The following is a 26204-nucleotide window of genomic DNA, read 5'->3' on the forward strand; positions in this document are numbered from 1 at the left end:
ATTCTGCCCTGGGCGAGGAACCGAGGCGGGGCGGCTGATCGGCGGTGCCGGCCTGGCCGGCATTGGCCGCGGTGTCCGAGGGCCGCAATCGGCTACATTCTCCGGGCGAGCTGGTCGGCCCTTCATGGAGGTGAGCGCATTTGCGCACGATCGAGTTGACAACCCGGCGCGATCTACTGCAGCACAGCTTCTACCGCCGCTGGACCGCGGGCGAGCTGACCATCGACGAGCTTCGGGACTATGCCTGCCAGTACGGGCATGTCGTCGCCGCGCTCCCGGCGTGGCTGCGTGAAGCCTCGCGGCACAACCCCGCGCACGCCGCCCAGCTGGAACGGCACGCCCGCGAGGAGGACGGCCACATCGCGTTGTGGCGCAGGTTCGCCGATGCGCTGGGAGTGCCCGATGGCGAACTGGCGGCGGCTCCCAACTCCGCCACGCGCGAACTGCTTCGTCGCGGAGGGGAGCTGAGCGGGCTGCCCGCGGGTGTCGCGGCTGCCTGGGCGATCGAGGTGCAAACGCCTGAGGTCAGTGCCGAGAAGCTGCGCGGTCTGAAGGCCCACTTCGGTATCGACAGGGTGAGCGGCGGGGAGTACTTCGACGTTCACGCCACTCGCGACCTGGTTCATTCGGCCGAGCTGGAGCAGGTGATAGGGGCTCTTCCGCCCGACCAGCATCCGCTGGCCCAGCGGACGGCGGACGAGATCCTGGACGGGCTCTGGGACGTGCTGAGCTCAGTCGAGCGCGCGGCCTGAACCGCTGTCCGATCCGGTAATGGATCGTGCTTCGGTGCGCGACCTCGTGGATCGTGCTCTCGAGGGCTTGCCACCTGATCGTGAAGAAGCGCTGGCCGTGCTGCGGGTCAGCGATTCGCAGACGCTGTCACTGGTCGCCGAGGTGGCCCGCGTTCGCAGACACTTTTTCCAGGATCGGGTCAAGCTCAACTTCCTGCTCAACATCAAGAGCGGGCTTTGCCCCGAGGACTGCCAGTACTGTTCGCAGTCGAAGCTCTCCACGGCACCCATCCCGCGTTACTCCATGCTGCCTCCCGCGGCGGCGGTGCAGGCGGCGACAATCGCCGTCGGCACCGGGGCCAAGCGCTTCTGCATGGTCGCCAGCGGCAGGGGCCCGAGCCAATCCGAGCTGCGCCGCTTCCTCGCCGCCGTGCGGGCGGTGAAAGGGGCGCACCCAGACCTCGAGATCTGCGCTTGCCTGGGCTTGCTTGCCGACGGCCAGGCGGAGCAGCTCAAGGAGGCTGGGGTCTACGCCTACAACCACAACCTCAACACCAGCCAGGACCATTACGGAAAGATCTGTTCCACCCACGACTTCGCCGATCGCCGGCAAACGGTGAGCCGGGCCAAGGCGTCCGGGCTTTCGCCCTGCTCGGGTGCGCTCTTCGGGATGGGGGAGGCCGACGAGGACATCGTCGACGTCGGGTTCGCCCTTCGTGAGCTGGAACCCGACTCCGTGCCCATCAACTTCCTGATTCCGATCGAGGGGACGCCTCTGGCCGGGGACTGCGAGTTGACTCCGCTCCGTTGCCTGCGCATCCTCGCCCTCTATCGCCTGCTGTTCCCCGACGTCGAGGTCAGGATCGCCGGCGGCCGAGAGGTGCATCTGCGCAGCCTGCAGCCGCTCGGCCTGCAGCTGGCCAACTCGATCTTCGCCGGTGACTACCTCACCACCAAGGGCCAGGCCGCCAGCGCCGACCTCGACCTGATCGCCGACTGCGGGCTGCGAGTCGAGACGGCTGATGAGCTGACGCTGCCTCGATCACGCCTCGCTCCGGTGGTTCTGAAAACGTCGGCGTTCGACTAGAAACGGTCTCCCCCGGCGCTCGAAATACCGAGCCCGGGCTAGTCCGGGGACGATGTCGCACCGATCGGCAAGCCCGGTCCAGACGTGTCCGGAGAGGTCCCCGGCAGGAAGTACGCCTGTTTCCCGCCCACCCCAGCGTGCGTGAGGCCCGGCGGCTCCGCAAACCATTGGTCGCCGACGCCGAGCGTGTCCAGCGCCGCCTGCATGAAGTTGTGCCAGGCGGGCGCGGCGGTGAAGACTCCATCCAGGCCGAACGCCATCTTCTGCCGCCAGTCGGGATTGCCCATCCAGACGGCGGCCACCATGGACGGCGTGTAGCCGATCGTCCAGGCGTCGGCGAAGTCCTCCGCCGTCCCCGTCTTGGCGGCCACCCGGCGGCCGGGCAGGCTGAGGGGGGTGGAGGGTCCGAAGATCATGGCCCGGTTGTCGCCGTCGGACAGGATCTGGCCCATGATGAAGGCGACCCGGGGATCCACGACCTGGACGGCGGCGGCGGCGGGATCGGCATGGAACACCCGCGAGCCTTGCGCCGTGCTGATCGACCACACCGCGAAGGGCGGATGCAGAATGCCCTGGGCAGCCAGCACGGAGGCCCCGGTCGCCATCTGCAGCGGCGTCTCACCGTAGCCGCCCAGCGTCAGCGAGGGCCCGTAGGAGGACAGGGGGTCGTTGGCGGTATAGGTCATGGCCCCCTGCTCGTCCAGGCGGCCGGTCCAGGGTGGCGCTCCCATCACGCGGGCCTCCTGGACGACTGCCGCCACGCCGATCCCCAGCTCGACTTTGACCGCCGGCACGTTGAGCGAGTTGCCGAGGCACTGCTCCAGCCGGCAGATGCCGTGCCACCGGCCGTCGTAGTCGCGTGGGGCATAGGTCTCAGTCGCGCCCGGCGGGCGGATGTAGATGGGGCTGTCGGCAATGCGCGTCACCATGGTGAACTTGCGGCTGGCAAGCGCCGCGGTGTAGGTGAAGATCTTCATCGAGGAGCCGGGGTTGCGAGGTGGCCAGACGGCCATGTTGTACCGGCCCCCGTTGGCGTCAGGATCCGCCGACCCGACCATGGCCTCGAGGGCTCCGGTCCGGGGATCGATGGCCACCAGCGCTCCCTGGCTGACGTGCCAACGGCTTCGGGCGGTGACCTCGTCGGCGATCGCCTTCTGGGCCAGTTGCTGCAGGCGCCAGTCCAGGGTGGTGACGACCCGAAGGCCGCCCCCAAAGGTGGTGCTTACGCCATAGCGGGACACCAGCTGGCCGGTCACGTAGCTGACGAAGCCGGGGGCCAGGATCCGGTTCTCGGGTCCGAACATGTGCTTGGGCGGGCTGATGTCCTCGACCCAGGCGGCGGCCGCCTCCGCGGGCGCGACCATCCGTGCTCGCACCATGGCGTCCAGCACCTGCCGCTGGCGAGCCCTGGCCGCCTTCCAGTCGGCGAACGGGTTGCTGTAGGTGGGGTCGCGGAGAAAACCGGCAAGCATCGCCGCCTGAGCCAGGTCGAGGCGGGCCGTCTCGGTGTGGAAGTAGGTCCTGGCGGCGGCGGCGCTGCCGTAGGCGTCGTTGCCGAAGAAAACCGTGTTCAGGTACATCTCCAGGATCTCCTGCTTGGGGTAGGCGCGCTCCGCCTCCATGGCCAGCAGGACCTCGCTGAGCTTGCGGCTCAGCGTCGGCCGGCTGCCGACCAGTTTCAACTTGATCAACTGCTGGGTGATGGTCGAGGCGCCCTCCACGGGTCCGCCGGCGTGCCAGTCGACCCAGGCCGCACGCAGCATCGCCCCGGGATCGACCCCTGGCTCGGAGAAGAAGTTGTGGTCCTCGATGGCGACTGCGGCCATGGGCAGGTACCTCCCCATCGCCGGCAGCGGCTCGGAGTAGTGCTGGTAGCCCGCGGGATGGAGGTCGGCGAGGAGAGTCGTCCCATCGGAGGCGTAGATGAGCGTGTCCTCGGCGCCCGCCTGCGCCGCCATCAGTCGCACGTCCGGCAGACGGTCGACGTAGCTGAGATAGGCCGGCGACGTGCCCAGCATGGTGGCCCCGATCAGGATGGCCAGGACGGCCAGCTTGGCTCCAGCCGGCAGGATCCAGAGGTGGGCCAGGGGCGGTGGGTTCCAGGGTCCGCGCTTCCGGTAGATGCCGGCCCGCAGCGGATTTCCATTCCGGTCCAAAGGCCTGAGCAGCCGGCCGATGGCCCGCATGCTCTCGCTCATGCCACCGACCCCGATTGGCGGACCACCCCGGGGCGGCGAGCGCGGCGCTCTCGTAGCGCTTCCAGCTCGCCGGAATTGAAGCGCAATCCCTCACGGGTGCGCGCGCAGGGCAGCCGGCCGGTGCTCGCCCACCGGTACACCGAGGACTGAGAAACCCCAAGGAAGGCCGCCGCCGCCCGTGTGTCGACAACACCCGTCGGGGTGGGAGCGCTGGGCGGATGCGGAGGGAACGAGGCGGGAGCGGCGGCGGGAGGCGCGGGGATGCGTGGCCCTGGTTCCCGGCGCCATCGGACGAGCCACCAGTCGCCGAGATGAGGCCTGGGCTGGAGTGCACGGCGCAGGGCTGAAGCGGCGCCCGCGGTCGCGACGAGCCAGCAGATGCCGAGAACGGCCAGCAGGAGCAGAAGGACGGACGGCTCATGTCCGGACAGCCAGGCGGTGCTCCGCTCGAGCCAGGAGTCGAGGGTCTGGCCGGCGATGGCGAGCATCGCTCGCACCGCCGCCTGGGTGAGGCTGGTCGACTGAGGGGTGCTGACGCTCGCCAGCGCCGCCAGGCAAGCCGCCACGAAAGCGAACCAGAGCAGCAGCTCCAGCCACGCGGGGAAGCTGCGCAGCCCGGGCACCCTTCGCCGCAGGGGAGGCACGCTCAACAGGGCAAGGAGGCCAGCAAGCGAGGCGATCGCCAGCCGAAGATTGCCCACCCCTGGTCACCGTGCCCCTGGGAATTACTTGGAGGTGAAGACCTTAATTCTGCGCCCTATCCGATCGGTTGGATAGACCGCGCGCGCGCCACAGGCCGGGGGGCCCGGCCGCCCCGTCAACCGGGGGTCAGGCGCGGTCGATTCGGTCGAAGAAGCGCCAGTTCTTCTCGGCTTCCCACACGCAGTGCAGGAGGTCCTCAAACTGGGTCTGTAGGTCGGGCACATCCGCGGGCTTTCGGGTCTTTTTGCCGGGGCGCATCCGGGGTGCGGTTCGCTTCATGATCGACTGCCTCCTGCGTTCTAAAAACTAAAACCGGAGGTGTTAGAGAACAATTCCAAGGCCGGTGTAAAACTCGCGGAAGCTCGTGTTAGAGTCCAAACAGGCCAGATGAGCTCGCCTCACGAGCGCCGGCGGACGCACCACATAGCGACGGTGGCCGTTCTGGCGGACCCCGTGCGCCGCTCCCTCTACGAGTTCGCGCTCTCCCGGGAGCCGGGAGACGTCTCGCGCGATCAGGCCGCCGAAGCGCTCGGCATCAGGCGAGGTCTCGCCGCCTTCCACCTGGACAAGCTGGTCGAGGCCGGGCTCATGCGGACCGAGTACCGGCGTCCGTCCGGCGTGGGCGGCCCCGGCGCGGGGCGACCGACCAAGTTTTACCGTCGCAGCCACGAGCCGATCGAGGTCAGCCTTCCCCAGCGCCGGTACGACCTGATGGGCAGGTTCCTCGCCGATGCGGTGACTGACGGCCGCGCCCCCGGTGCGCGGCGCGCACAGGTGGCTGCGCAGGGGTACGGGCGAGAGCTGGGTGCCATCGCTCGCGGCCGAGGCGGCGCACGGCCGTCGGCGGGCCGGTTGATCGCCGAAGCGTTGGCCGTGCTGGCCGAACACGGGTTTGAGCCGGTTCGCCAAGGGCGTCACAGGATCATCCTTCGCAATTGCCCGTTCCACGCACTGGCCGTCGATTACAACGACACCGTCTGCGAGGTCAACCTCGCTATGCATCGGGGTGTGGTCGAGAGCCTGGGGGCCGGTTCACTGCGAGCCGAGCGCGAACCGTCACCCGGCCGTTGCTGCGTCGCCTACCGAACCGTGAAGGTGGGTTCGCGCGGTGAGTGAGGAGTTCGGGTCCTTGCCCTCTTGCTCTCCGCCCTCCTTCTTGTGATGATGCTGGGTGAGGTGGAGTCGAACCCGAATGACTGATTGGGGTCTGAGGCATGCGGCCGAGAGGACGACCGGACGGATCGACTTCGGCCGGTCCACTCCCGAGCAGGTGCCGGTCTTCATGACGATCATGCGGATCCTTCATTCGGAACCTCTCGCGTCGGCGTTCGTACGGCTGCTGACCAAGCGCCTGGGAGACGACGACTATGTGCAGCTCGCCCATTTCTTCGAGGAGCTGGGCGTGCTGGCCCTGCACCGTCATATCGCCGAGGAGCTGCTGTTCGACGCGCTGGCGCTCGACATGTACTGGGACGAGTTGCGTGAGGACGTCATCCGCAAGCGAATCGAGACCGGCAATGACAAGTTCTGCGAGAACTTCGAGATCGCGGCCGATCGGGCGCGTGAGTATCGCCACACATTTCCCTCCAAGCTCCGCTGGGAGAAGCAGCAGAGGCCTGGCGATGACGAGCCGCCCGACGAAGGCGGTCTTGGCGATCGCCGGCCCGGCTTCGATCCAGGCGGCTCGCCGTTCGATCCGCAGCCGGGTCCGGCAACAGCGTCGGGACGAGATCCCAGCGCCAAGCTGATCGGTGGTGAAGCGGCCGGGTGAGCTGACCGCCGCGGAGCAGTCTGAACGTCCATCCCGGGGGAAGCGCTAGCGGTTGCGCACCGACTTCGCGTACTCCCCGAGCCAGGCGGCGCTTGGTTTGGGATGGCGGGCGAATGTCCTGCGATCCACCGCGACCAGACCGAAGGTCGGCGCGTAGCCGAAGGCCCACTCGAAGTTGTCGAGGAGGGACGAGTAGAGATAGCCGCGCACGTCGATGCCTTCCGCAAGGCAGGCCTGCACCTCGCGCAGGGCGGCCGTCATGTAGGCCACCCGCTTCTCGTCGATCGCGGTGGCGATGCCACTCTCGGTGACCAGGATCGGAATCCCGCCGCAGCTCTTCCACGCACGCCGGATCGCCGCGCCCAGCGCCGGCGGGTAGGGCTCGTATCCCATCTGCGTCGTCTGCTCGGTCTCGGTGATCTCGCGTGTCGTGTCGCTCCAATCGTGGCCGGGGCTGCGCGGACCTTCCGGCCCGATGCGAAACCGCGTGTAGGTCTGGACCCCGATGAAGTCATCCTTGCGTGCCAGCTCGAAAAACCAGTCGTTGACGCGCGACTCGAGCTCCAACGATGTGTCCCCGGGCGCCGCGCCATCCTCGTACTGGAGGTCGGGGAGGGCGAGGGTCACACCCACCGGGATCCGGGCTCGCGAACGGATCGCCGCCGCCCCCAGGCGGTGTGCCTCGAGCAGGTGATCGACCGCGCGCTGGGCGCCGTCCCGGTCGTCGGTGTGCCCTGGCGGGTTGATGCCCAGCATGTATCCGCTCGAGCCCAGCCCCTGCGGCTCGTTGATCGTGCAGGCATACCCGATGAGGTCCCCGAGCGCCTGCGCCGCGCGGTCGCAATAGCGCTCGAAGAGCGATGGAAAGCGGTCGGAGGCGAAACCGCCCAGGTCGTGCAGCCATTTCGGCAGCGTGACGTGGTGAAACGTGACGATCGGGACGACGCGATGCTCGTGGCAAGCCTCCAGGACGCGACGGTAGTGGTCGAGCGTCGCTTGCGAGAACTCACCTTCGGCCGGTTCGATGCGCGCCCATTCGATGCCGAACCGGAACGTGTTCAGACCGAGCCCGTCCAGCAGGGCGATATCCTCGCCATAGCGGTGATAGAAATCGCAGGCGTCTCCGGACGGTTCGCGGCACGGCGTCGATTCGATGTGCTCCCACCACCACCAGTCGCTGTTGGTGTTGCCGCCCTCGACCTGGTGCGCCGACACCGAGGCGCCGACGAGAAAGCCGTTTGGCAACGTGGTCGTGTCGCTCATCCCGGGCAGTGTTCCACAGGCGGGGCTTGCCGCGTGGCCGGCGACCGCAGCTGGCGGCGGCGCCGCCGCTCGATCCGGCCGCCGGTCAAGTGATCGGGATCATCTTCGGGCCGCCCGGCAGCGGCAAGGGGACGCAGGCGACGCGCATCCAGTCCGAGTTCCGGCTCACGCACCTGTCGACCGGCGAGATCCTTCGGGCCGAGGTCGCCAAGGGCAGCGACATCGGCCGGGAGGTGGGCCGGATCATGGCCGCCGGCGCGCTGGTGCCCGATGACCTGATCGTCGGCATCGTCCGCGGCCGACTGCCAGGGTCCGAGGCCGGCGCCGGCGTGCTCCTCGACGGCTTCCCCAGGACGGTCGAGCAGGCCAGGGCGCTGGACGCGATGCTCTCGGCCGAGGGCCGCCCCGGGGTGGACCTTGTGATCTTCCTGGACGTTCCCGAGCGAGTGCTGGTCGAGCGTCTGCTGCATCGGGCCGCGGTTGAGGGCCGGGCCGATGACACGCGAGAGGCGATCACGGGGCGCATGCACGAATACAGGACCGTCACGGCGGCGGTCCTGGATCACTATCGCGAGGACGGAGTTCGCGTGGCGGAGATCGACGGGGTCGGCGAGGTGGGGGAGGTGTTCAACCGCATCCGAGCGGCCATCCGGTCTTCCCGCCGGTAGCCGGCCTATATTTCGCTGGGAGCGTGCGGTACGGCCAGAAAAGCGCGCGAGTCAGACGGCGGCCAGGCGATTAGGACCACGGTGAAAGGCGAGCGCGCCCGCACCAGGCCCGGTGTGGACGCCGACGGCCGGGCTGATCGCGAGGTCGGGCCCCGCGCCGCGGCGTCGCGCATCGCCAGCGCCTTCCCGCCCATCGGCGACTACGCCTTCCTGTCCGACTGCGAGGTCAATGCGCTGGTCGCGCCGAGCGGTCGGGTGGAGTGGATGTGCCTGCCGCGTCCCGACAGTCCGAGCGTGTTCGCGGCCATCCTGGATCGCGCCGCGGGCAGCTTCCGCTTCGGCCCGACCGGAGTCCAGGTGCCCGCCGGGCGCCGCTACCTGCCCGGCACCCTGGTCCTGGAAACGACCTGGAGGACGCGGACCGGCTGGCTCATCGTCCGAGACGCACTCTGCATCGGTCCCTGGTATCACAGCCAGCGGCGGTCGGGCACGCACCGGCGGCCGCCGACCGACCAGGAGGCGGAGCACATCCTGCTGCGAACGGCGCGGTGCCTGGTCGGCGAGGTCGAGCTGGGCATTGACTGCCACCCGGTGTTCGCCTATGGGCGGACGGCCGCCAGGTGGGAGTACTCGGGCCCTGGTTACGGCGAGGCGATCGCGACCGGTGGCGAGTCCGACGTGCCGCTGCGCCTCGTCACCGACCTCAGGGTTGGATTCGAAGGCCCCGGCGCGCATGCGACGAAGACCCTGCGCCAGGGTGATCGCGCTTACGCCGCCATCGCCTGGCCGCGCTCGCAGCACTCCACGACCAAGGAGTTCTGGGCCGAGCACCCGCCGCCGGCCGACCTGGACGAGGCCTTCCACCGGATCGAGAGGACCGCCGACTTCTGGCGTGAGTGGATCAACCACGGCGAGTTTCCCGAGCACCCATGGCAGAGCTACCTCCAGCGCAGCGCGCTGACTCTCAAAGGGCTGACGTACAGCCCGACCGGGGCGCTGCTGGCGGCGCCGACGACCTCGCTCCCCGAAACCATCGGCGGTGAGCGCAACTGGGACTATCGGTACACGTGGATCCGCGACGGGACCTTCATGCTGTGGGGTCTGTACACGCTGGGCTTCGCGCGCGAGGCCAACGATTTCTTCTACTTCATCGCCGACGTGGCCGCCGGCAAGAAGGATCTCCAGATCATGTACGGCATCGGCGGCGAGCACGAGCTGGCCGAGAAGACGCTCGACCACCTGAGCGGGTATGACGGGTCGCGGCCGGTGCGCATCGGCAACGCCGCGTTCCAGCAGGTGCAACACGATGTGTGGGGCGCGGTGCTCGACTCGGTGTACCTGCACACCAAGTCGAGGGATTACCTGCCGGAAGCGGTCTGGCCCATCCTCAAGCACTCGGTCGAGTGCGCCATCGGCAACTGGAAGAAGCCGGATCATGGGATTTGGGAGATGCGCGGCCGGCCGCAGCACTTCACGTCCTCGAAGCTGATGTGCTGGGTCTCGGCCGATCGCGGAGCGCGGCTGGCGGAGCTTCACGGAGACCTCGACCTGGCGGAGCGCTGGCAGGCTGCGGCGGATGAGATCAAGTCGGACATCTGCGAGCACGGCGTCGACTCACGCGGCGTCTTCGTCCAGCGCTACGGCTCGAAGGCGCTCGACGCGTCCGTGCTCCTGATCCCGCTCGTGCGCTTCCTCCCGCCGGACGATCCGCGCGTCAAGGCGACGGTGCTGGCCATCGCCGGCGAGCTGACCGTCGACGGGATGGTCCTCCGCTATCGCCCGGAGGAAACCGACGAGGGCCTCTCAGGCGAGGAGGGCACGTTCACCATGTGCTCGTTCTGGCTCGTGTCCGCGTTGTGCGAGATCGGTGAGCTGGAGCGGGCGCGGCAGCTTTGCGAGAAGCTGCTCTCATATTCGAGCCCGCTGCAGCTCTACGCAGAAGAGATCGACCCCCGCAGCGGCAGGCATCTCGGCAACTTCCCGCAGGCCTTCTCACACCTGGCGCTGATCAATGCCGTCATGCACGTGATCCACTGCGAGACGGGAACGCCTCACATTTTCGGGGGCGTGCCCTCCCCCCAACCCTGACCGCCTCGCCCCCGAGTTCGAGGGGGAGTGGGGATGCCGGGTTCCCTTCGCCGGGGCGGGATCCTGTTACGCGCCCGGCTCCGCCTCCGGTTTCAGGAACAAGGCGGCCAGCGGTGGGAGTGTGAGCGTGATGCTGTGACGCTGCCCGTGCACGCTGATCGGGGCCGCTTCGACCCCTCCGAGGTTGCCTTGCCCGCTGCCGCCGTAGATCGGGGCGTCGCTGTTCAGCAGCTCGCGCCAGCGCCCACCCCGGGGGATCCCGATCTGGTAGTTGTGGCGCGGCACGGGAGTGAAATTGAAAACGCCGACCACCACGTCGTTGGGCGAGCGGCCGCGGCGCATCAGGCTGACCACGCTCTGGTCGGCGTCGGTGCAGTCGATCCACGCGAAACCGCCCGGCTCGAAGTCCAACTCGTGCAGCGCCTTCTCCTCGCGCAGGACCCGGTTCAGGTCACCCGTCCACAGCCGCAGGCCGCCGTGGAGTGGTTGGTCGAGCAGGTGCCAGTCCAGGCTCTGGTCGTGGTCCCACTCGCGCCACTGCCCGAACTCGGCGCCCATGAAGAGGAGCTTCTTGCCGGGCTGCGCGTACATGTAGGCGAGCAGCAGACGCAGATTGGCGAATTTCTGCCAGTCGTCGCCGGGCATCTTCGAGATCAGCGATCCCTTGCCGTGGACGACCTCGTCGTGCGACAGCGGCAGCATGTAGTTCTCGCTGAACGCATAGAGCATCCGGAACGTGAGCTCCTGCTGGTGGAACTTGCGGTGGATCGGCTCCTGGGACAGGTAGCCGAGGGTGTCGTGCATCCAGCCCATGTCCCACTTCATGCCGAAACCCAGGCCGCCCAGATAGGTGGGCCTTGACACCAGCGGCCACGAGGTCGATTCCTCCGCGATCGTCTGCACGTCCGGCTGCTCTTTGTAGACCTCGATGTTGAAGCGGCGCAGGAAATCCACCGCCTCCAGGTTTTCGTTGCCGCCGAACATGTTGGGAATCCATTCGCCCGCCTTGCGCGAGTAGTCGAGGTAGAGCATCGACGCGACCGCGTCGACGCGCAGGCCGTCGGCGTGATAGCGGTCCAGCCAGCACAGCGCGCTGCTCAGCAGGAAGCCGCGCACCTCGTTGCGACCATAGTTGAAGATCGAGCTGCCCCAGTCCGGGTGCACGCCGAGGCGTGGGTCCGCGTGCTCGAAGAGGTGGGTTCCGTCGAAGTTCTGGAGACCGAACTCGTCCGATGGAAAGTGTGAGGGGACCCAGTCGAGGATCACCCCGATTCCGTTCTGGTGCAGGTAGTCGACCAGGAACATGAAGTCCTGCGGCGTGCCGTACCGGCTGCTCGGGGCGAAGTAGCCCGTCACCTGGTATCCCCAAGAGCCATAGAACGGGTGCTCCATCACCGGCATGAACTCCACGTGAGTGAAGCCCATGCGGCTCACGTAGTCGGCAAGACGCGGTGCGAGCTCGCGGTAGGAAAGGGAGCGATTCTGCTCCTCGGGGACGCGCATCCACGAGCCGAGGTGCAGCTCGTACACCGCCCAGGGCGCCGACCGCGCGTTCGTCACGTGCCGGTTGGCCATCCAGCCTTCGTCGCCCCACCGATAGCCGAGGTCCCACACCACCGACGCCTGTCTCGGCGGCGGCTCGGCGAAGGCGGCGAACGGGTCTGCCTTGTCGGCGCCCGCGCGGGTCACGCGGGAGTGGACGTAGTACTTGTACAGCGCCCCATGACGCACGCCGGGGATGAAGCCCTCCCAGATCCCCGACTGTTCCCGTGGGTACAGGCCGTTCGCCGACTTGTCCCAGCCGTTGAAGTCGCCGATCACGCTCACCGAATCGGCGTTGGGCGCCCACACGGCGAAAAACGTCCCCTCGGGGTCATTCGACACATGGGCTCCCAACTTATCGAAGAGGTGGCTGTGCGTGCCCTCATTGAAAAGGTGGAGGTCGAACGGGCTGAGCAGCGACCGCGCGATCATGCCGGCGTCACTAGGTCGAGGATCCCGCGCATCGGGATGCGCACCCAATCGGGGCGCATGTTCAGCTCGTAGCGCAGTTCGTACAGGGCTTTCTCCAGGAGCATGGTCGTCAGCTGAAGGTCCAGGTCGTCGGCCGCCTGGGGCACGAATGACGCGGTCCCGGCCGCGGCCAGGTAGCTCTTGAGGAACGCGGCCGACGTGCAGTCGACCCAGAACCGCGCCCACTGCTGAAGCCGGGGCAGCCTCTCCGCCGCGATTTGCTCGGACCGCAGGGCGGCCTGGCTAGCGTAGTGGAACGAGCGCAGCATGCCGGCCACGTCTCGCAGCGCGAGGCGCTTGAGCCGGCGCTCGTACAGCGTGCGCGCCGGCTCACCTTCGAAATCGATGATGACGAAGTCGTGCCCGGTGTACAGCACCTGGCCGAGGTGGTAGTCACCGTGGACGCGAATGCGGGTCGTGGTCAACCGGCGGGCGAGGAAGGAACGCAGCGTAGAGGCGATGCGCGGCTCCAGCTCGAGCACCTGCTTGGCCTCCGCCCGCGCCTCCTCCGGCAGTTGGTTGAGCTGGCCGCGCAGGAGTTCGGTGGCGCGGTGGGACAGCCCGCGCACCGACTGGTACATGGACCGCTGGTCCTGCTGCGAAATTCGCTCCGGGGCGAAAGCCGAGTCCGTCGGGTCGGACGCCAGCGCCGCGTGCAGCTCGGCCGTTCGCCGGCCGAGGAGCCGCGCGGAGTCGAGGTAGGCGCCGAAGGTCCGGGTCGCGACCTCCGGCAGCTCGCCGGTGCTCACCTGCAGCAGGCTTCGCGGCAGGGCCGGCGGTTCTGTCTCGGCGAGCTCGGGGCCGCTGAAATAGTGCGCCAGCGTGTTCAGCGTGTACTGCCACGCGTCGCCCTGGTTGGGCACGTACGCCTGGAGGATCGCGAGCGTGACGGGCTCACCCTGGTCTCGGCGGTATTCGAGGCTGCCGGCGACGGGCGCGATCTGGGGGAAGCTCGCCTTCTCGGTCAGGAAGCGGCCGACCTCGAGCTCGGGATTGACCCCGTCTTCCAGCCGCCGGAAGACCTTGAGGATCAGCCGCTCGCCGAAAACCACCGAGTTGTTGCTCTGCTCCGCGCCGGCGAGCGCAGCCTCGAGCCGGACGGTTTCCGGTCCCCGCAGGCGGGCAAAGGCGCGGGTGGTCGAGCCCGCCAGCGTTCCCAGTCCTCCGCCGGAGCGGCGGCGTTTGGCGATCGCGCCGAGGACGGCCTCGGCGAAGCCCGGAGGCCCGAGCGCGTCGTACAGCAGGCCGCGCTGCTCCTCGCCTCGGGTCCGAACCCAGGCCACGGCGGCGTTCGGCCAGCGTTCCAGGATGTGTGGCGCTTCGGCGGCGTTGGCGTAGGCAAGGGGCAGCTGGTAGGTCTCAGGGTCGCCCTCCAGGTACGACATCACGACGGTGTGCAGGTACGCCGTCCCGTCGGCGCCGGGCACGCCGGCCACGTCCGTGATCCGCGCCGCCTTCAACCGCCGGGCCTTGCCCCCAAACCACCGGCGCTGCCTGACGTAACCGAGCAGCACGTTCTCGAGCCGCTCCTTGCTCGTCCCGCTCAGGATGGAGTCCCAGCCGCCGCTGACACGGATCTCCGGCAGCGACGCCGCCGCCTGGGCGCCATCGCTCTGGACCGACGGCGCCGTCCGCGGTCGCATCGAGAACCAGAAGAAGGAGTGCGGCCCGAGGGTCAGGAAGTAAGGCGAATCGCCCACGGCGGGCAGCTCGTTGCCGCTGAACAGCTCCACCGGCACCAGGCCCTTCCAGGGGGTCAGGTCGAGCTCGACCGCCTGCAGGAAGCGTGAGAGGTTGGCGATGCAGAGGATTTGCTCGGACTCGTACCGCCGCACGTACGCCAGCACCTTTCGGTTCTCCGGCCTCAGCAGCTCGAGCGTGCCGCGGCCGAATGCGCGATGGCGCTTGCGAAGGGCGATCAGCCGCTTCATCCATGACAGCAGCGAGTGCGGATTCTGGTGCTGGGCCTCGACGTTGACGGTCTCGTAGTGGTACTCGGCGTCGGTGACCACCGGCAGGTACAGCCGCTGCCGGTTCGCGCGCGAGAACCCCGCATTGCGGTCCGCGCTCCACTGCATCGGGGTCCGCACGCCGTTGCGGTCGCCGAGGAAGATGTTGTCGCCCATCCCGATCTCGTCGCCGTAGTAGATGACCGGCGTGCCGGGCAGGGAGAACAGCAGGCCGTTCATGAGCTCGATCCGTCGCCGGTCGTTGCCGAGCAGCGGAGCCAGGCGCCGGCGAATGCCCAGGTTGAGGCGCGCCGCGCGGTCGTGCGTGTACGCGCGATACATGTAGTCGCGCTCCTCGTCCGTGACCATCTCCAGCGTGAGCTCGTCGTGGTTGCGCAGAAACAGCGCCCACTGCGCGGTGTCGGGAATGGCCGGCGTCTGGGCCAGGATGTCGACGATGGGGAAGCGGTCCTCCATCCGGATCGACATGAACAGCCGCGGCATGAGCGGGAAGTGGAACGACATGTTGCATTCGTCGCCCTCGCCGAAATAGGCGACCGAGTCCTCGGGCCATTGATTGGCCTCGGCCAGCAGCATGCGGTTCGTGTACTTGGTGTCGACGTGGTTGCGCATCTCGCGCAGAAACTGGTGGGTCTCCGGCAGGTTCTCGCCGTTGGTGCCTTCGCGTTCATACAGGTAGGGGATGGCGTCGAGCCTCACCCCGTCGATGCCCATGTCGAGCCAGAAATCCAGCGCCTTGAGCACCGCGTCCTTGACCCTGGGGTTGTCGAAGTTCAGGTCGGGCTGGTGGGAGTAGAAGCGGTGCCAGTAATAGGCGCCCGCGACGTGGTCCCAGGTCCAGTTGGAAACCTCGAAGTCCTTGAAGATGATCCGCGCGTCCTGGTACCGCTGGTTGGTGTCGCTCCACACGTAAAAATCGCGCGCGGCGCTGCCGGGGCGCGCATGGCGCGCGCGCTGGAACCAGGGATGCTGGTCTGATGTGTGGTTGCAAACCAGCTCACTGATGACTCGCATGCCGCGGCGGTGCGCATCCTTGATCAGGCGGTTGATGTCGCCGAGGCTGCCGTACATCGGGTTGACGTTGGTGTAGTCGGCGATGTCGTAGCCGTCGTCTCGCAGCGGTGAGGGGTAGAACGGCAGGAGCCAGATCGCGCTCACGCCGAGGTCCTGGAGGTAGGGCAGCTTTTCGATCAGGCCGCGGAAGTCGCCGCTGCCGTCTTGATCGCTGTCGTTGAACGCGCGCACGTGCAGCTCGTAGATGAGCGCGTCCTTGTACCAGAGCGGATCGTCGTCGAGCCGGTACGTCTCGCGCTGGCGCTTGGCCGGCACCTTCGCCGCCGGTGCGCTCTGCTGGGTCCCGGCCTCGATCACAGGAAGTACTCGAAGTCGTGTTCGCTGCGAAGGCTGCGCCGGAACCGAAAGATCTGCGCGGGCGCCGCGTGCGGGTTGATCTCGACGTAGTTGCGCGGCCCGTTCCACAGGTACCGCGCGCCACTGATCAGCTCGTGCGCCTGGTAGCCGCGATCGCGTTCGATGCCCAGCTCCTCGAGCGGCAGCGTGACCATGCCGGCCTGCGAGTGATGCGGGTCGACGTTGACCACCGTCAGCACGATGTCGGCAAGGTCCGATGTGCTCTTGGTGTATGCGAGCAGCTGATCGTTCTCGGTCGGGTGGAACCGAAGCCCTCGATCGCTCTGCAGGGCGGGATTCTCACGCCGGATCTTGTTGACGAGGGTGACCAGCTCGCGCAGGCCGTCGGGGTGGTCGAGGTCCCAGCTGCGAATCTGGTACTTCTCCGAGTCGAGATATTCCTCGGAGCCGGCTTCCCTGGCGCGGCTCTCGCACAGCTCGAACGCGGGTCCGTAAATGCCGTAGCTCGCCCCCAGGGTGGCCGCCAGCACGAGGCGCGCGGCGAAGGCAGCACGGCCTCCGTGCTGCAGGTACTCCGTGAGGATGTCGGGCGTGTTCGGCCATAGGTTCGGTCGGAAGAAGTCACGAACCGGCGCCTGCGAGAGCTCGGTGAAGTACTGGGTCAGCTCCCAGGCCGTGTTGCGCCATGCGAAGTAGGTATACGACTGGCTGAAGCCGAGCTTGGCGAGCCGGTACATCACCTTGGGCCTCGTGAACGCTTCCGCCAGGAACACGGCGTCGGGTTGCCGGCGCTTGATCTCGGGGATGAGCCATTCCCAGAAGGCGAACGGTTTGGTGTGCGGGTTGTCGACGCGGAAGATGCTGACGCCCTGCTCGCTCCAGAACAGCACGATCGAAAGCAGCTCATCCCACAGCTCGCGCCAGCTCTCCGTCTCGAAATCGAAGGGCAGGATGTCCTGGTATTGCTTCGGCGGGTTCTCGGCGTGCTGGATGGAGCCGTCGGGCCGGTGCTTGAACCACTCCGGATGCTCGCGCGTGTACGGGTGGTCGGGTGAGCACTGAAACGCGATGTCGAGCGCCACGGCCAGCCCCTGCTCCCCGGCGGCTGTGACGAGGCGCCGGAAGTCGTCCAGTGTGCCGAGCCGGGGATCGACGGATTTGTGGCCGCCCTCTTCCGACCCGATCGCCCACGGGCTGCCCGGCTCGCCGGGCGCTGCTTCGACCGAGTTGTTGGCGCCCTTTCGATGGGTATGACCGATGGGGTGGACGGGCGGCAGGTAGAGGACGTCGAACCCCATCGCGGCGATCTCGGGCAGGCGGCGCTCGACGTCGCGCAACGTGCCGTGCTGGCCACTCTCGCCGGCGGACCTCGGAAACAGCTCGTACCAGGCGCTGAACCGCGCCTTCTCGGGGTCGACCACGATCTCCAGCTCGCGGGGATACCGCACCGCCTGGCTCCTGTCGGCGTACAGCTCCATCAGGTGCGCCAGCTCATCGCCGAGAGCCGCCGCCGCGGCGGCGCGTCCCCGGCGCAGCGACGCGGCGAGCGCGAGGAGGCGTGCGGCATCCGTGCTGCCGCGGTTCGCGAGTGCGCCCGGCGCGCGCCGGGCCCGCGCGGCGGCCTCATCGACCAGGCGGGCGGCCACCTCGAGCTCCAGCGTGATGTCCTGGCCCGCCTCCACGCGCTTGGCGAACTGGCGACTCCAGGTCTCGAAGCGATCGACCCAGCCCTCGACCGTGTAGAGGTAGCGCCCAAGATCGGTCACCGTGAACTCGCCGCGCCAGCGGTCGTTGACGAGCGGGAGCATCGGCTGCTCGGTCCACCCGGTCGAGGACTGGTGGCGGTATCGGAGAACGCACGTCAGCGCGTCGTGCCCGTCCGCGAACACGTCCGCCTCGACCGCCACGCGCTCCCCCCGGGTGCGTTTGGCCGGGAACCGGCCGGAGTCGATCTCCGGTGTGACGGCATCGATCACCACCCGCCTCCGGCCGGCGAGCTGATCCGTGTTGATCGAGGGGAGGACCAGGGGGCGGTCCAGCCGCCTCCTCACCGGTGCGCGGGCCACGGGTCAAATCCTGCCACATATGTCCGGCCGCCCCTTTGGGGCGGGCTGATGAGCCGAAAGCTGGATTTATGTTCTGATATGCGGCGCGATGCTCAGATCGGTCGACCCGGCCACCGGACGCGAGCTGGCCACGTTCCCGGAGCTGGATGGGGCCGGGATCGAGGCGGCCCTGGCCCGCGCCTGGACCGGCCGCCACACCTGGCGCGATGCCGGCCTCGACCTGCGGTCGTCGCTGATGCGCTCCGCCGCGGGCGTGCTGAGAGCGGGCAAGGCGCGCTACGCGGCGCTGCTCACCGCCGAGATGGGCAAGCCGATCGCCGAAGCCGAGGGCGAGGTGGAGAAGTGCGCTTGGACGGCGAATTGGATCGCGGACAACGCCGCACGGCTTCTGGCCGACGAGCCGGTCGACAGCACCGCGTCCCAGAGCTATGTGAGGTTTCAGCCGCTTGGCGTCATCCTCGCCGTCATGCCGTGGAACTTCCCGTTCTGGCAGGCGTTCCGCGCCGCCCTACCCGCACTGGTCGCCGGCAACGTCATGCTCCTCAAGCACGCATCGAACGTGCCGCAGGCGGCGCTCGCGATCGAGGAGGTGTTCCGCGAGGCGGGCGTGCCCGAGGGTGTGTTCCAGACGCTGCTGGTCGGCTCGGGTGCCGTGGAGCGGATCCTGTCCGACCACCGCGTGGCGGGCGTCACGCTCACCGGCTCCGAGGCCGCCGGCGCGCTGGTGGCCGCCACCGCCGGCAGGACGCTGAAGAAGTCGGTGCTCGAGCTCGGCGGCTCGGATCCGTTCATCGTCCTGGCCGACGCCGATCTGAAGGCGGCGGCGACGGTCGCCTGCCGCGCCCGCAACCAGAACAACGGGCAGAGCTGCATCGCCGCCAAGCGGTTCATCGTCGAGGAGTCGGTCGCGGAAGAGTTCGAGGAGCTGTTTGCCGCCGCGGTCGGGGCGCTCAAGGTAGGGAACCCGATGGACCGCGGCAACCAGGTCGGTCCCCTGGCGCGCGCCGACCTCGTCGATGACCTCGAGCGCCAGGTGTCCGAATCGGTGCGCCTCGGCGCGCGGGTGCTGACAGGCGGGAAGCGAGTGGACGGCGATGGCTGTTACTTCGAGCCGACTGTGCTCGCCGGCGTCCGGCCGGGAATGCCCGCCTACCACGAGGAGACGTTCGGCCCGGTGGCCGCCGTGATCCGCGTCAAGGATGCCGAGGATGCGCTCCGCGTCGCCAACGACAGCGACTTCGGATTGGGCTCGAGCATCTGGACGGCGGACGTCGAGCGCGGCAAGAAGCTCGCGGAACGCGTCGAGGCCGGGCTCGTGTTCGTCAACGGCATGGTCGCGTCGGACGCACGCCTGCCGTTCGGAGGTGTGAAGAGGTCGGGCTACGGGCGCGAGCTGTCGCCGTACGGGATCAAAGAGTTCACGAACATCCAGACCGTCTGGGTGGGCCCCGCCAGATAATCTAGCCGGGCCTTCCTTTCGGGGAGAGGGTCAGGGTGAGGGGCGCGAGCCGTCATCCCGGCCCGCTCCATTCTTCTTCTCCTTCTCCTTCTTCTTCGCCGCCAGGGCCTTCCTGGCCAGCACGGAATAGCTCTCCCGCAGCGCCTGCTTCGGCTCCAGTCCGAAGCTGCGAGCCATTTCAGGCAGGACCTCGAGCGGTCCTTCGAGCTCGACGAACCAGCCGAACTCGAGTTGGTCGAGGGTCACGGCGACGCCGTTCAGCATCCACATGGCACGGTGCTTCGGATAGGTGAAGGCGATGCCAAAGCCGAGCTGCGTGAGCAGGTCGAGGGTCGCGTGAGCATCCGAGACCGCCACCTCCGTCTCCTCGCGAATCTTGACCCCGCCCGAAAACCTGGCCGGACCCTTCGCGGTGAGAAAGCCGCGCGGTCCACCGTCGAGGACGCGCAGCCTCAACGTGGTGTGTCGCGTGGACTTGCCGGGACCGTCGAACCTGACATTCTCCTCGTCATAGCTGCCGTCGAGCCGGGCCCCTCGCTGACGCAGCATGGCGCGGATTCGAGTGTGATCAGCGGGGCCGGAGAGCCGGAACTTGAGCTCGCATTCGACACTGCGATCCCGGAGTCGATGACGTGGGCGGCGCCGAGGCACGCGTCGAGAGTAACGCCGGGTGCGTCCGGGGCGCGCCTTCGGCTACGCGGCGGGCTTTCGGATTCGATACAGGGAGCTGGTGACCGCGGTGCACTCGTCCTCGACGAAGTCCAGTCCGGCCGATTCCACAATCCCCCGCGCCTCGTCCGAGCGGATGTCCAGCTGCAGCCACACCGCCTTGGCGCCGATGGCGACCGCCTGCCGCGCGATGTCCGCCGCCTCGTGAGCCGGGCGGAAGACGTCCACCAGATCCACCTTCTCGGTCACTTCAGCCAGCGAGCGATAGACGCGCTCGCCGAAGAGCTCGTCCGCGTAAGGATTGATCGGGATGATGCGGAATCCGCGCCGCTGCAGGACCGCGGGTACCGAGGCGCCCGCCTTGTTGGGATCGCGTGACGCGCCCACGACGGCGATGGTGGTCGTGTTCTCGAGGACCTCACGGGAGCTGCGTGCCACACCAAGGGCAAAGCGGCCGGCCGGCCGGAATATTCCTACGCCGCTTGCGTCTTGGATGCGGCCTTGGGCTCGAGCGCGACCTTGAGCACGTCGTCCACGCGACTGGCGAAGTGGAACTTCATCGACTCGCGAATGCTCTGCGGCACGTCGTCGATGTCCTTCTCGTTGCGGCTCGGGAGGACGACCTCCTTCAAGCCCATCCGATGCGCGGCCAGCACCTTCTGCTTGACGCCGCCGATCGGCAGCACCAGGCCCTGCAGCGTGACCTCACCCGTCATGCCGACCGTGCTGCGCACGGGCCGGCCGGTGAGCAGGCTCACGATCGCGGTGGTCATCGTCACCCCCGCCGACGGACCGTCCTTGGGCACGGCGCCTTCCGGCACGTGGATGTGGAACGACTTCTCCGCGGCCTCGGGATCGATCTGCAGGTCCTTGGCGTGCGAGCGGACGTAGGACAGCGCGATCTGCGCCGATTCCTTCATCACGTCGCCCAGCTGGCCGGTCAGGGTCAGCGTGCTGCCGTGACTGCCGCCGTTGGTGGCGGTCGCCTCGACGAACAGGACGTCCCCCCCGGTGCCGGTGACGGCGAGTCCGGTGGCCACGCCGGGCACCGCGGTGCGGGCGGCGACCTCGTTGTCGAACCGCGGCTTGCCGAGGAACTCGCGCACGCGCTCGGGCGTGATCTCGAACGGCGGCGTCAGCGCGCCGGTGGCGACCTTGGTCGCGACCTTGCGCGTGATCTTCCCGAGCTCGCGCTCGAGGTTCCGCACGCCCGCCTCGCGGGTGTGCTCGGTGATCACCTTCATGATCGCGGCGTCCGCCACCGTCACCTCGTCGTCCTTCAATCCCGCCTGCCTGACCTGGCGGCGCAGAAGGTGGTCGCGCGCGATAGCGACCTTCTCCTCTTCCGTGTAACCGTCGAGCCGGATCAGCTCCATGCGGTCGAGCAGCGGCGCCGGGATGGTCTCCGACACGTTGGCCGTCGGGATGAACAGCACCTCGGACAGGTCGAGGTCGACCTCCAGGTAGTGGTCGCGGAACGTGTGGTTCTGGGCGGGGTCCAGCACCTCCAGCAACGCGGCCGACGGGTCGCCGCGCCAGTCGCTGCCGACCTTGTCGATCTCGTCGAGCATGATCACCGGGTTCTTGGTCCCCGCGTCTTTCAGGGCGCGCACGATCCGGCCCGGCAGCGCTCCGACGTAGGTGCGCCGGTGGCCGCGGATGTCGGCCTCGTCACGGATGCCGCCGAGGGAGACGCGAGTGAACTTGCGGCCGAGGGCGCGGGCGACCGACTCACCCAGTGAGGTCTTGCCGACGCCCGGAGGGCCGACCAGGGTGATGATCGCGCCCGCCCCGCGCCCGCCGAGCACCTCGAGGCCGCGTTCGTTGCGCAGCTTGCGCACGGCCAGGAACTCGATGATGCGGTCCTTGACGTCCGCGAGACCGGTGTGGTCCTCGTCAAGGATGCGGCGGGCCTCCACCAGGTCGTAGTTGTCCTCCGAGCGCACGTTCCAGGGGATGTCCAGCATCCAGTCCAGGTAGGTGCGGATCCAGCCGTACTCGGGGTTCTGCTCGCTCGTGCGCTCCAGGCGGTCGAGCTCACGGTTGACCTCGGCCAGCACCGCCTCGGGCATGCCCGCCAGGGCAATCCTCTCGCGGTAGTTGGAGACGATGTCGCTGCCGCCCTCGTTGAGCTGCTTTTTGATCGCCTCGAGCTGCTGGCGGAGCAGGAACTCGCGCTGCGTCTTCTCCATGCCCTCGGCGACCTCGCTGCGGATCTTCTCTTTCAGCGAGGCATCGGCCAGAATCGACTTGGTCCAGCCGATCAGCAGGGTCAGCCGCTGCTCCAGGTCGACCGTCTCGAGGACCTGCTGCTTCTGCTCGGTCGAGAGGTCGGGCGAGTAGCCGGCGAGGTCGGCGAGGTGGCTGGGGGTCTTGGCGGCCCGCAGGAACTGGACGACCTGGGGCACGCCCCTCGATTCGACCAGGTTCTCCAGCAGCGCACGGTACTCGCGCGCCAGCTCGACCGCGTGCTCGGTGGCCGGGTCAGGGTCGAGGATCGGGTCGGCCTTGACCCAAAGCGCCCCGCCGATATCCGCCTGGCCGCTGCCCAGCCGGGCGCGGTGCTCGCCGCGGATCATGAAGGCCTCCGCCCCCGTGGGCAGCTCGGCCGAGTCGCCCAAGCGCCCGACGGTCCCGATGCTGCCGAACTTGCCCTCGATGCGAGGCACGAGCAGGATGAGGCGGTTGCCCTGGCGGGCGGCCTCGATCGCGGCCTTCTGGTCGTCGCCCTCGACGGCCAGCGTGACGGTCATGTGGGGCAGGACGACGACGTCGTCCATGGGGAGGACGGGGAGGAGTTCCGACTTTGGGCTTGCCATCTCTATGGACAACGTTTACCCAGGAGAGCGAATTCCAAATCACCCGCCTCGCAGGGGATCGCCGTGACCACCTCATCGCTCAGACGCCCGCTCTTTGCCGGCCCTGCCTTGCAACCGCATCGATCGTCACGGCGGCCAGCAGCACACCGCCCGTGATCATGTACTTGATGTCGGCGGAGACGCTGAGCAGCGCCAGGCCGTTGTTGATCGACCCGATCACCAGCGAGCCGGTGAGGGCCGACCATACCGTCCCCCGACCGCCGAACAGGCTCGTGCCGCCGATCACCGCGGCCGCGATGGCGTTGAGCAGCACGTCTCCTGAGCCGGACGAGTAGTTGACGGCGAAGAGCCGGGACGCCGCCATGATGCCGCCGATCGCGGCCATCGTTCCGGACAGTGCGAAGACGGCGAGGCGGATGCCGTTGACGGAAATGCCCGCGCGCCGTGCGGCTTCGGCGTTGCCGCCGACCGCGAAGATGTGGCGGCCGAACCGGGTGCGCGTGGTGACCAGGTCGAAACCGACGATGAAAGCGAGCAGGATCAGGAAGGCGAGCGGTACGCCCCGGTCGCCGGCCAGGACGGCCGTCGCGCCCAGCACGGCGACGGCGATCACGGCGAACGTCGCCACGTCGCCGAGCCAGGCGTTTGCGGGCAGTCCTGCCGCCGCCCGCCGGCGCCGCCGGATCAAGACGTCGATTCCGAGAAATGCCACGACGGCCGCGGCGATCACCCAACCCAAGGTGGAATCGAAGAACTTGCTCGCCAGCTGGTCGATGGTCGAGTCGTAGATGTTGATGGTTCCCGTCTCGCCCAGGACGAGGAGCTGTGCCCCCAACCACGCCAGCAGCCCGGCCAGCGTGACCACGAACGACGGGATCCTGAAACGCGTGAACCAGAAGCCGTGCAGGGTGCCGATGGCGGTGCCCGTGAGGACACCGGCCGCGATGGACGGCACCGCCGCCCAGCCGTGCTTGACATTGAGCACGGCCATCACCGCCGAGCCGAGCCCGTACACGGATCCGACTGAGAGGTCGATCTCACCCAGCAGCAGGACGAGGACGACCCCGGTCGAGACGATGCCGATGTCCGTGACCTGCACTGTCAGGTTGGTCAGGTTGCGCGGGCTCAAGAAGTTCGGGTTGAGATAGTCGAAGACCGCCCAGATCATGACCAGGCCGAGGATGACCGGCAACGAGCCGACGTCGCCCGAGCCGAGCCTGCGCCACAACGAATCGAGATTCGTCCTGATCGTGGCCTCCGCGGCGGCTGGTCGGACCGAGCTCATTCCTGCGGCTTGAACTTGCCGAACTCGGCGCCGGTGATCGCCCCCACGACCGCTTCTTCCGATGACTCGGTGCGGTTGAAGGTCCCGACGCGCATGCCCAGACGCAGGACGATGATGCGGTCGGCGACTTCGAAGACGTTGGCCAGGTTATGACTGATGACGATCACCCCGAGGCCCTGGTGCTTCAGGCGGAGCACGAGCTCCAGCACCTGCTTGGTCTGCTGCACGCCCAGCGCGGCGGTGGGCTCGTCGAGCAGCACGACCTTCGCCTTCCACATCACGGATCGGGCGACGGCGACCGACTGTCGCTGGCCTCCGGAAAGCGCCGCCACCGCGTTGCGGGGGTTGGGGATCTTGACGTCGAGCGCCTTGAGGACCTCGCGCGCTCGGAACTCCATCCGCTCCTCGCTGATCAGCCGCGCCGGGGGCTCGACCTCCTCGCGACCGAGGTACAGGTTGGCGACGACGTCGAGGTTGTCGCACAGCGCCAGGTCCTGGTAGACGGTGGCGATGCCGAGCGCCGCCGAGTCGCGAGGGCCGTGGACCGCCACGTGGCGGCCTTCGAACCAGAACTCGCCCGAGTCCGGGATGTTGATGCCGGCGATGACCTTGATCAGGGTCGATTTACCGGCGCCGTTGTCGCCGACGAGCGCCACCACCTCGCCGGGGTACACCTCGATGTCGACTTCGGACAGGGCTTGCACGGCCCCGAATCGCTGGCTGATCCGGCGCAGCTGGAGCACGGGTTGGAGTTCGCCGGCCGCCGACGCCGGCGGTGTCGCGCCCTCGAGGGGCTGGGCGCCCGGGGCTTGCATGTTCAGACGCAAAGCGGGTGGCCGTGAGGCCACCCGCCGATGTCACTCACAGGTGCGAACAGATTAGGTGATTCCAGCCGCGGTGCACGCCGATGCGTACTTGTCGGAGCAGATGTCGGTCTTGGTCCAGAAACCGTCCGCGATGACCGTCGAGACGATCGTCGTCTTGGTCACCGCCACCGGGGTCAGCAGGACCGACTTGATGTCCGCCTTCCCGTTGTTCACGGACCTGCCGTTGGTCATCGACGACGGCACCGCGATGCCGTACGCGAGGTCGTATGCGAGCTGGGCTGCGGCTTCGGCCTCAGCCTTGATCGCCTTGTACACGGTCATGTACTGATCGCCGATGAGGATGCGCTGGATGGCGGCCAGCTCAGCATCCTGTCCGGTGACCGGGGGCAGAGGCGCCACTCCGGCCGCCTTCAGCGCCGCGATGGCACCGCCACCGGTGCCGTCGTTGGCGGCCAGCACTCCGTCGACCCGGTTGTGGAGCGCGGTGAGCGCTCCCGCCATCTCGGTCTGTGCCGTGTCCGGGCTCCACGACGGTGTGTCGTACTCCTTGGCGATGTTGACCTTGCCGTCGAGGATGCTGTGCGCGCCCTGCTTGAAGAGCTTGGCGTTGTTGTCAGCCGGGTCGCCGTTGATCATCACGACGGTGGCGTTCTGCTTGCCGTTGAGCGCCGTGAGCAGGGCGTTGCCCTGGAGCGCGCCGACGGCGGCGTTGTCGAAAGACAGGTAGTAGTTGAGGTCGGGGGTGTTGAGGATCAAGCGGTCGTACGAGACCACGGGGACGTTCTGCGCCTTGGCCTTGGCGACGATGGCCGCGGCGGCCGCGCCGTCGACCGGGTCGAGCACCAGGACGCTGGCGCCGTTGGTCAGAGCCGCTTCCGCCTGCGTCTGCTGGGTCGGAGCGTCCTGGTTGGCGTTGCTGTAGATGATCTGGCAGCTCGAGCAGAGCGCCTTCAGCTTCGCCTCGAACAAGGGCCTGTCCTTGCTCTCATATCGGGCGGTCTTGGACTCCGGCAAAAGAAGAGCGATCTTCTTGCCGGCGGTCGCCCCGCCCCCGGTGCTCCCGCCACATGCCATCAGGACCAAGCCTGCGAGCACGAGGACTGGCAATAACCTGGCTGGCTTCATCTAGGACCTCCTGTCCCCACCACGTCTGGCTTTCCTGGTGCCTTCTTCCCGGGGGCTCCGGGGCGAGAGTGCGCCGGCAACCAGGTCTACTC

Annotated in this window: 19 protein-coding genes; 7 read left to right on the top strand and 12 right to left on the bottom strand. The window is 68.1% G+C overall.

The features are described 5' to 3' along the window. Positions 1–140 precede the first annotated feature (140 nt). Together EPN29_01220 and bioB are read left to right on the top strand one after the other, a co-directional pair. Positions 141–752, top strand: coding sequence for a hypothetical protein (locus EPN29_01220; GenBank protein TAN34964.1), 612 nt, complete (start codon positions 141–143; stop codon positions 750–752). Between the two features lie 19 nt (positions 753–771). After that, entirely contained in the window at positions 772–1818 is a 1047-nt protein-coding gene (bioB, locus tag EPN29_01225) for a biotin synthase BioB (protein ID TAN34965.1), read from the top strand. 38 nt (positions 1819–1856) lie between these two features. On the opposite strand, the gene EPN29_01230 is transcribed toward bioB, so the two are convergent. Both EPN29_01230 and EPN29_01235 read right to left on the bottom strand, forming a co-directional pair. Next, on the bottom strand, positions 1857–4016 hold the full coding sequence (locus EPN29_01230; GenBank protein TAN34966.1) for a hypothetical protein: 2160 nt from the start codon (positions 4014–4016) through the stop codon (positions 1857–1859). After that, on the bottom strand, positions 4013–4666 hold the full coding sequence (locus EPN29_01235) for a DNA-binding protein (protein ID TAN34967.1): 654 nt from the start codon (positions 4664–4666) through the stop codon (positions 4013–4015). The genes EPN29_01230 and EPN29_01235 overlap by 4 nt, the downstream gene beginning before the upstream one ends. Before the next feature lie 439 nt (positions 4667–5105). Here EPN29_01235 and EPN29_01240 point away from each other — a divergent pair, with 439 nt between their 5' ends. Then, the gene (locus EPN29_01240; GenBank protein TAN34968.1) at positions 5106–5834 is read left to right on the top strand and encodes a transcriptional regulator; all 729 of its coding nucleotides are present in this window, start codon (positions 5106–5108) and stop codon (positions 5832–5834) included. Positions 5835–5910: 76 nt separating this feature from the next. Further along, the gene (locus EPN29_01245) at positions 5911–6489 is read left to right on the top strand and encodes a hypothetical protein (protein TAN34969.1); all 579 of its coding nucleotides are present in this window, start codon (positions 5911–5913) and stop codon (positions 6487–6489) included. Between the two features lie 45 nt (positions 6490–6534). Here the strand turns inward: EPN29_01245 and EPN29_01250 are convergent, their stop codons facing one another. Next, positions 6535–7752 (bottom strand): glycoside hydrolase family 1 protein, encoded by a 1218-nt coding sequence (locus tag EPN29_01250; protein ID TAN34970.1) that lies wholly within the window; start codon positions 7750–7752, stop codon positions 6535–6537. Here EPN29_01250 and EPN29_01255 point away from each other — a divergent pair. Both EPN29_01255 and EPN29_01260 read left to right on the top strand, forming a co-directional pair. Beyond that, positions 7638–8420, top strand: a complete 783-nt coding sequence (locus tag EPN29_01255; GenBank protein ID TAN34971.1) for an adenylate kinase — start codon at positions 7638–7640, stop codon at positions 8418–8420. The two genes, EPN29_01250 and EPN29_01255, sit on opposite strands and share 115 nt — an antisense overlap. Positions 8421–8489: 69 nt before the next feature. Beyond that, a complete protein-coding gene (locus EPN29_01260; protein ID TAN34972.1) occupies positions 8490–10508 on the top strand; it encodes a glycoside hydrolase family 15 protein in 2019 nt (672 codons plus the stop codon). Positions 10509–10574: 66 nt separating this feature from the next. Here EPN29_01260 and glgB read toward each other — a convergent pair whose 3' ends face one another. The 3 genes from glgB to EPN29_01275 are packed head-to-tail and all read right to left on the bottom strand — an operon-like array spanning position 10575 to position 17874. Continuing rightward, positions 10575–12482, bottom strand: coding sequence for a 1,4-alpha-glucan branching protein GlgB (gene glgB / locus EPN29_01265; GenBank protein TAN34973.1), 1908 nt, complete (start codon positions 12480–12482; stop codon positions 10575–10577). Beyond that, the gene (gene treS, locus EPN29_01270) at positions 12479–15820 is read right to left on the bottom strand and encodes a maltose alpha-D-glucosyltransferase (protein TAN35031.1); all 3342 of its coding nucleotides are present in this window, start codon (positions 15818–15820) and stop codon (positions 12479–12481) included. Before treS ends, glgB begins: the two co-directional genes overlap by 4 nt. 38 nt (positions 15821–15858) lie before the next feature. Continuing rightward, a complete protein-coding gene (locus EPN29_01275) occupies positions 15859–17874 on the bottom strand; it encodes an alpha-1,4-glucan--maltose-1-phosphate maltosyltransferase (protein TAN35032.1) in 2016 nt (671 codons plus the stop codon). A 142-nt stretch (positions 17875–18016) separates the two neighbouring features. Here EPN29_01275 and EPN29_01280 point away from each other — a divergent pair, with 142 nt between their 5' ends. After that, positions 18017–19387, top strand: a complete 1371-nt coding sequence (locus tag EPN29_01280) for an NAD-dependent succinate-semialdehyde dehydrogenase (protein TAN34974.1) — start codon at positions 18017–18019, stop codon at positions 19385–19387. Positions 19388–19417: 30 nt separating this feature from the next. Here the strand turns inward: EPN29_01280 and EPN29_01285 are convergent, their stop codons facing one another. The 6 genes from EPN29_01285 to EPN29_01310 form a co-directional block, all read right to left on the bottom strand. Next, complete coding sequence (locus tag EPN29_01285) at positions 19418–20038, bottom strand: CYTH domain-containing protein (GenBank protein ID TAN34975.1); 621 nt, start codon at positions 20036–20038, stop codon at positions 19418–19420. 42 nt (positions 20039–20080) lie between these two features. After that, the gene (locus EPN29_01290; GenBank protein TAN34976.1) at positions 20081–20494 is read right to left on the bottom strand and encodes a CoA-binding protein; all 414 of its coding nucleotides are present in this window, start codon (positions 20492–20494) and stop codon (positions 20081–20083) included. Positions 20495–20529: 35 nt separating this feature from the next. Beyond that, positions 20530–22875 carry an endopeptidase La gene (lon, locus tag EPN29_01295; GenBank protein ID TAN34977.1) on the bottom strand — a complete coding sequence of 782 codons (2346 nt, stop codon included), beginning with the start codon at positions 22873–22875 and terminating at the stop codon, positions 20530–20532. Between the two features lie 79 nt (positions 22876–22954). After that, the gene (locus EPN29_01300) at positions 22955–24160 is read right to left on the bottom strand and encodes a sugar ABC transporter permease (protein ID TAN34978.1); all 1206 of its coding nucleotides are present in this window, start codon (positions 24158–24160) and stop codon (positions 22955–22957) included. Then, the gene (locus EPN29_01305) at positions 24157–24975 is read right to left on the bottom strand and encodes a sugar ABC transporter ATP-binding protein (protein TAN34979.1); all 819 of its coding nucleotides are present in this window, start codon (positions 24973–24975) and stop codon (positions 24157–24159) included. The genes EPN29_01300 and EPN29_01305 overlap by 4 nt, the downstream gene beginning before the upstream one ends. Positions 24976–25038: 63 nt before the next feature. Further along, complete coding sequence (locus EPN29_01310) at positions 25039–26112, bottom strand: sugar ABC transporter substrate-binding protein (protein TAN34980.1); 1074 nt, start codon at positions 26110–26112, stop codon at positions 25039–25041. Positions 26113–26204: the final 92 nt, after the last annotated feature.

It is taken from the genome of bacterium (genome assembly GCA_004299235.1).
GTDB lineage: Bacteria > Chloroflexota > Dormibacteria > Dormibacterales > Dormibacteraceae > SCQL01.

Excerpts from the sequence above, each read along its gene's own strand:
- bioB (TAN34965.1), top strand. The coding sequence starts at position 772 with ATGGATCGTGCTTCGGTGCGCGACCTCGTGGATCGTGCTCTCGAGGGC.
- EPN29_01230 (TAN34966.1), bottom strand. The coding sequence starts at position 4,016 with ATGAGCGAGAGCATGCGGGCCATCGGCCGGCTGCTCAGGCCTTTGGAC.
- EPN29_01240 (TAN34968.1), top strand. The coding sequence starts at position 5,106 with ATGAGCTCGCCTCACGAGCGCCGGCGGACGCACCACATAGCGACGGTG.
- EPN29_01245 (TAN34969.1), top strand. The coding sequence starts at position 5,911 with ATGACTGATTGGGGTCTGAGGCATGCGGCCGAGAGGACGACCGGACGG.
- EPN29_01250 (TAN34970.1), bottom strand. The coding sequence starts at position 7,752 with ATGAGCGACACGACCACGTTGCCAAACGGCTTTCTCGTCGGCGCCTCG.
- glgB (TAN34973.1), bottom strand. The coding sequence starts at position 12,482 with ATGATCGCGCGGTCGCTGCTCAGCCCGTTCGACCTCCACCTTTTCAAT.
- EPN29_01280 (TAN34974.1), top strand. The coding sequence starts at position 18,017 with ATGCTCAGATCGGTCGACCCGGCCACCGGACGCGAGCTGGCCACGTTC.
- lon (TAN34977.1), bottom strand. The coding sequence starts at position 22,875 with ATGGCAAGCCCAAAGTCGGAACTCCTCCCCGTCCTCCCCATGGACGAC.
- EPN29_01300 (TAN34978.1), bottom strand. The coding sequence starts at position 24,160 with ATGAGCTCGGTCCGACCAGCCGCCGCGGAGGCCACGATCAGGACGAAT.
- EPN29_01305 (TAN34979.1), bottom strand. The coding sequence starts at position 24,975 with ATGCAAGCCCCGGGCGCCCAGCCCCTCGAGGGCGCGACACCGCCGGCG.
- EPN29_01310 (TAN34980.1), bottom strand. The coding sequence starts at position 26,112 with ATGAAGCCAGCCAGGTTATTGCCAGTCCTCGTGCTCGCAGGCTTGGTC.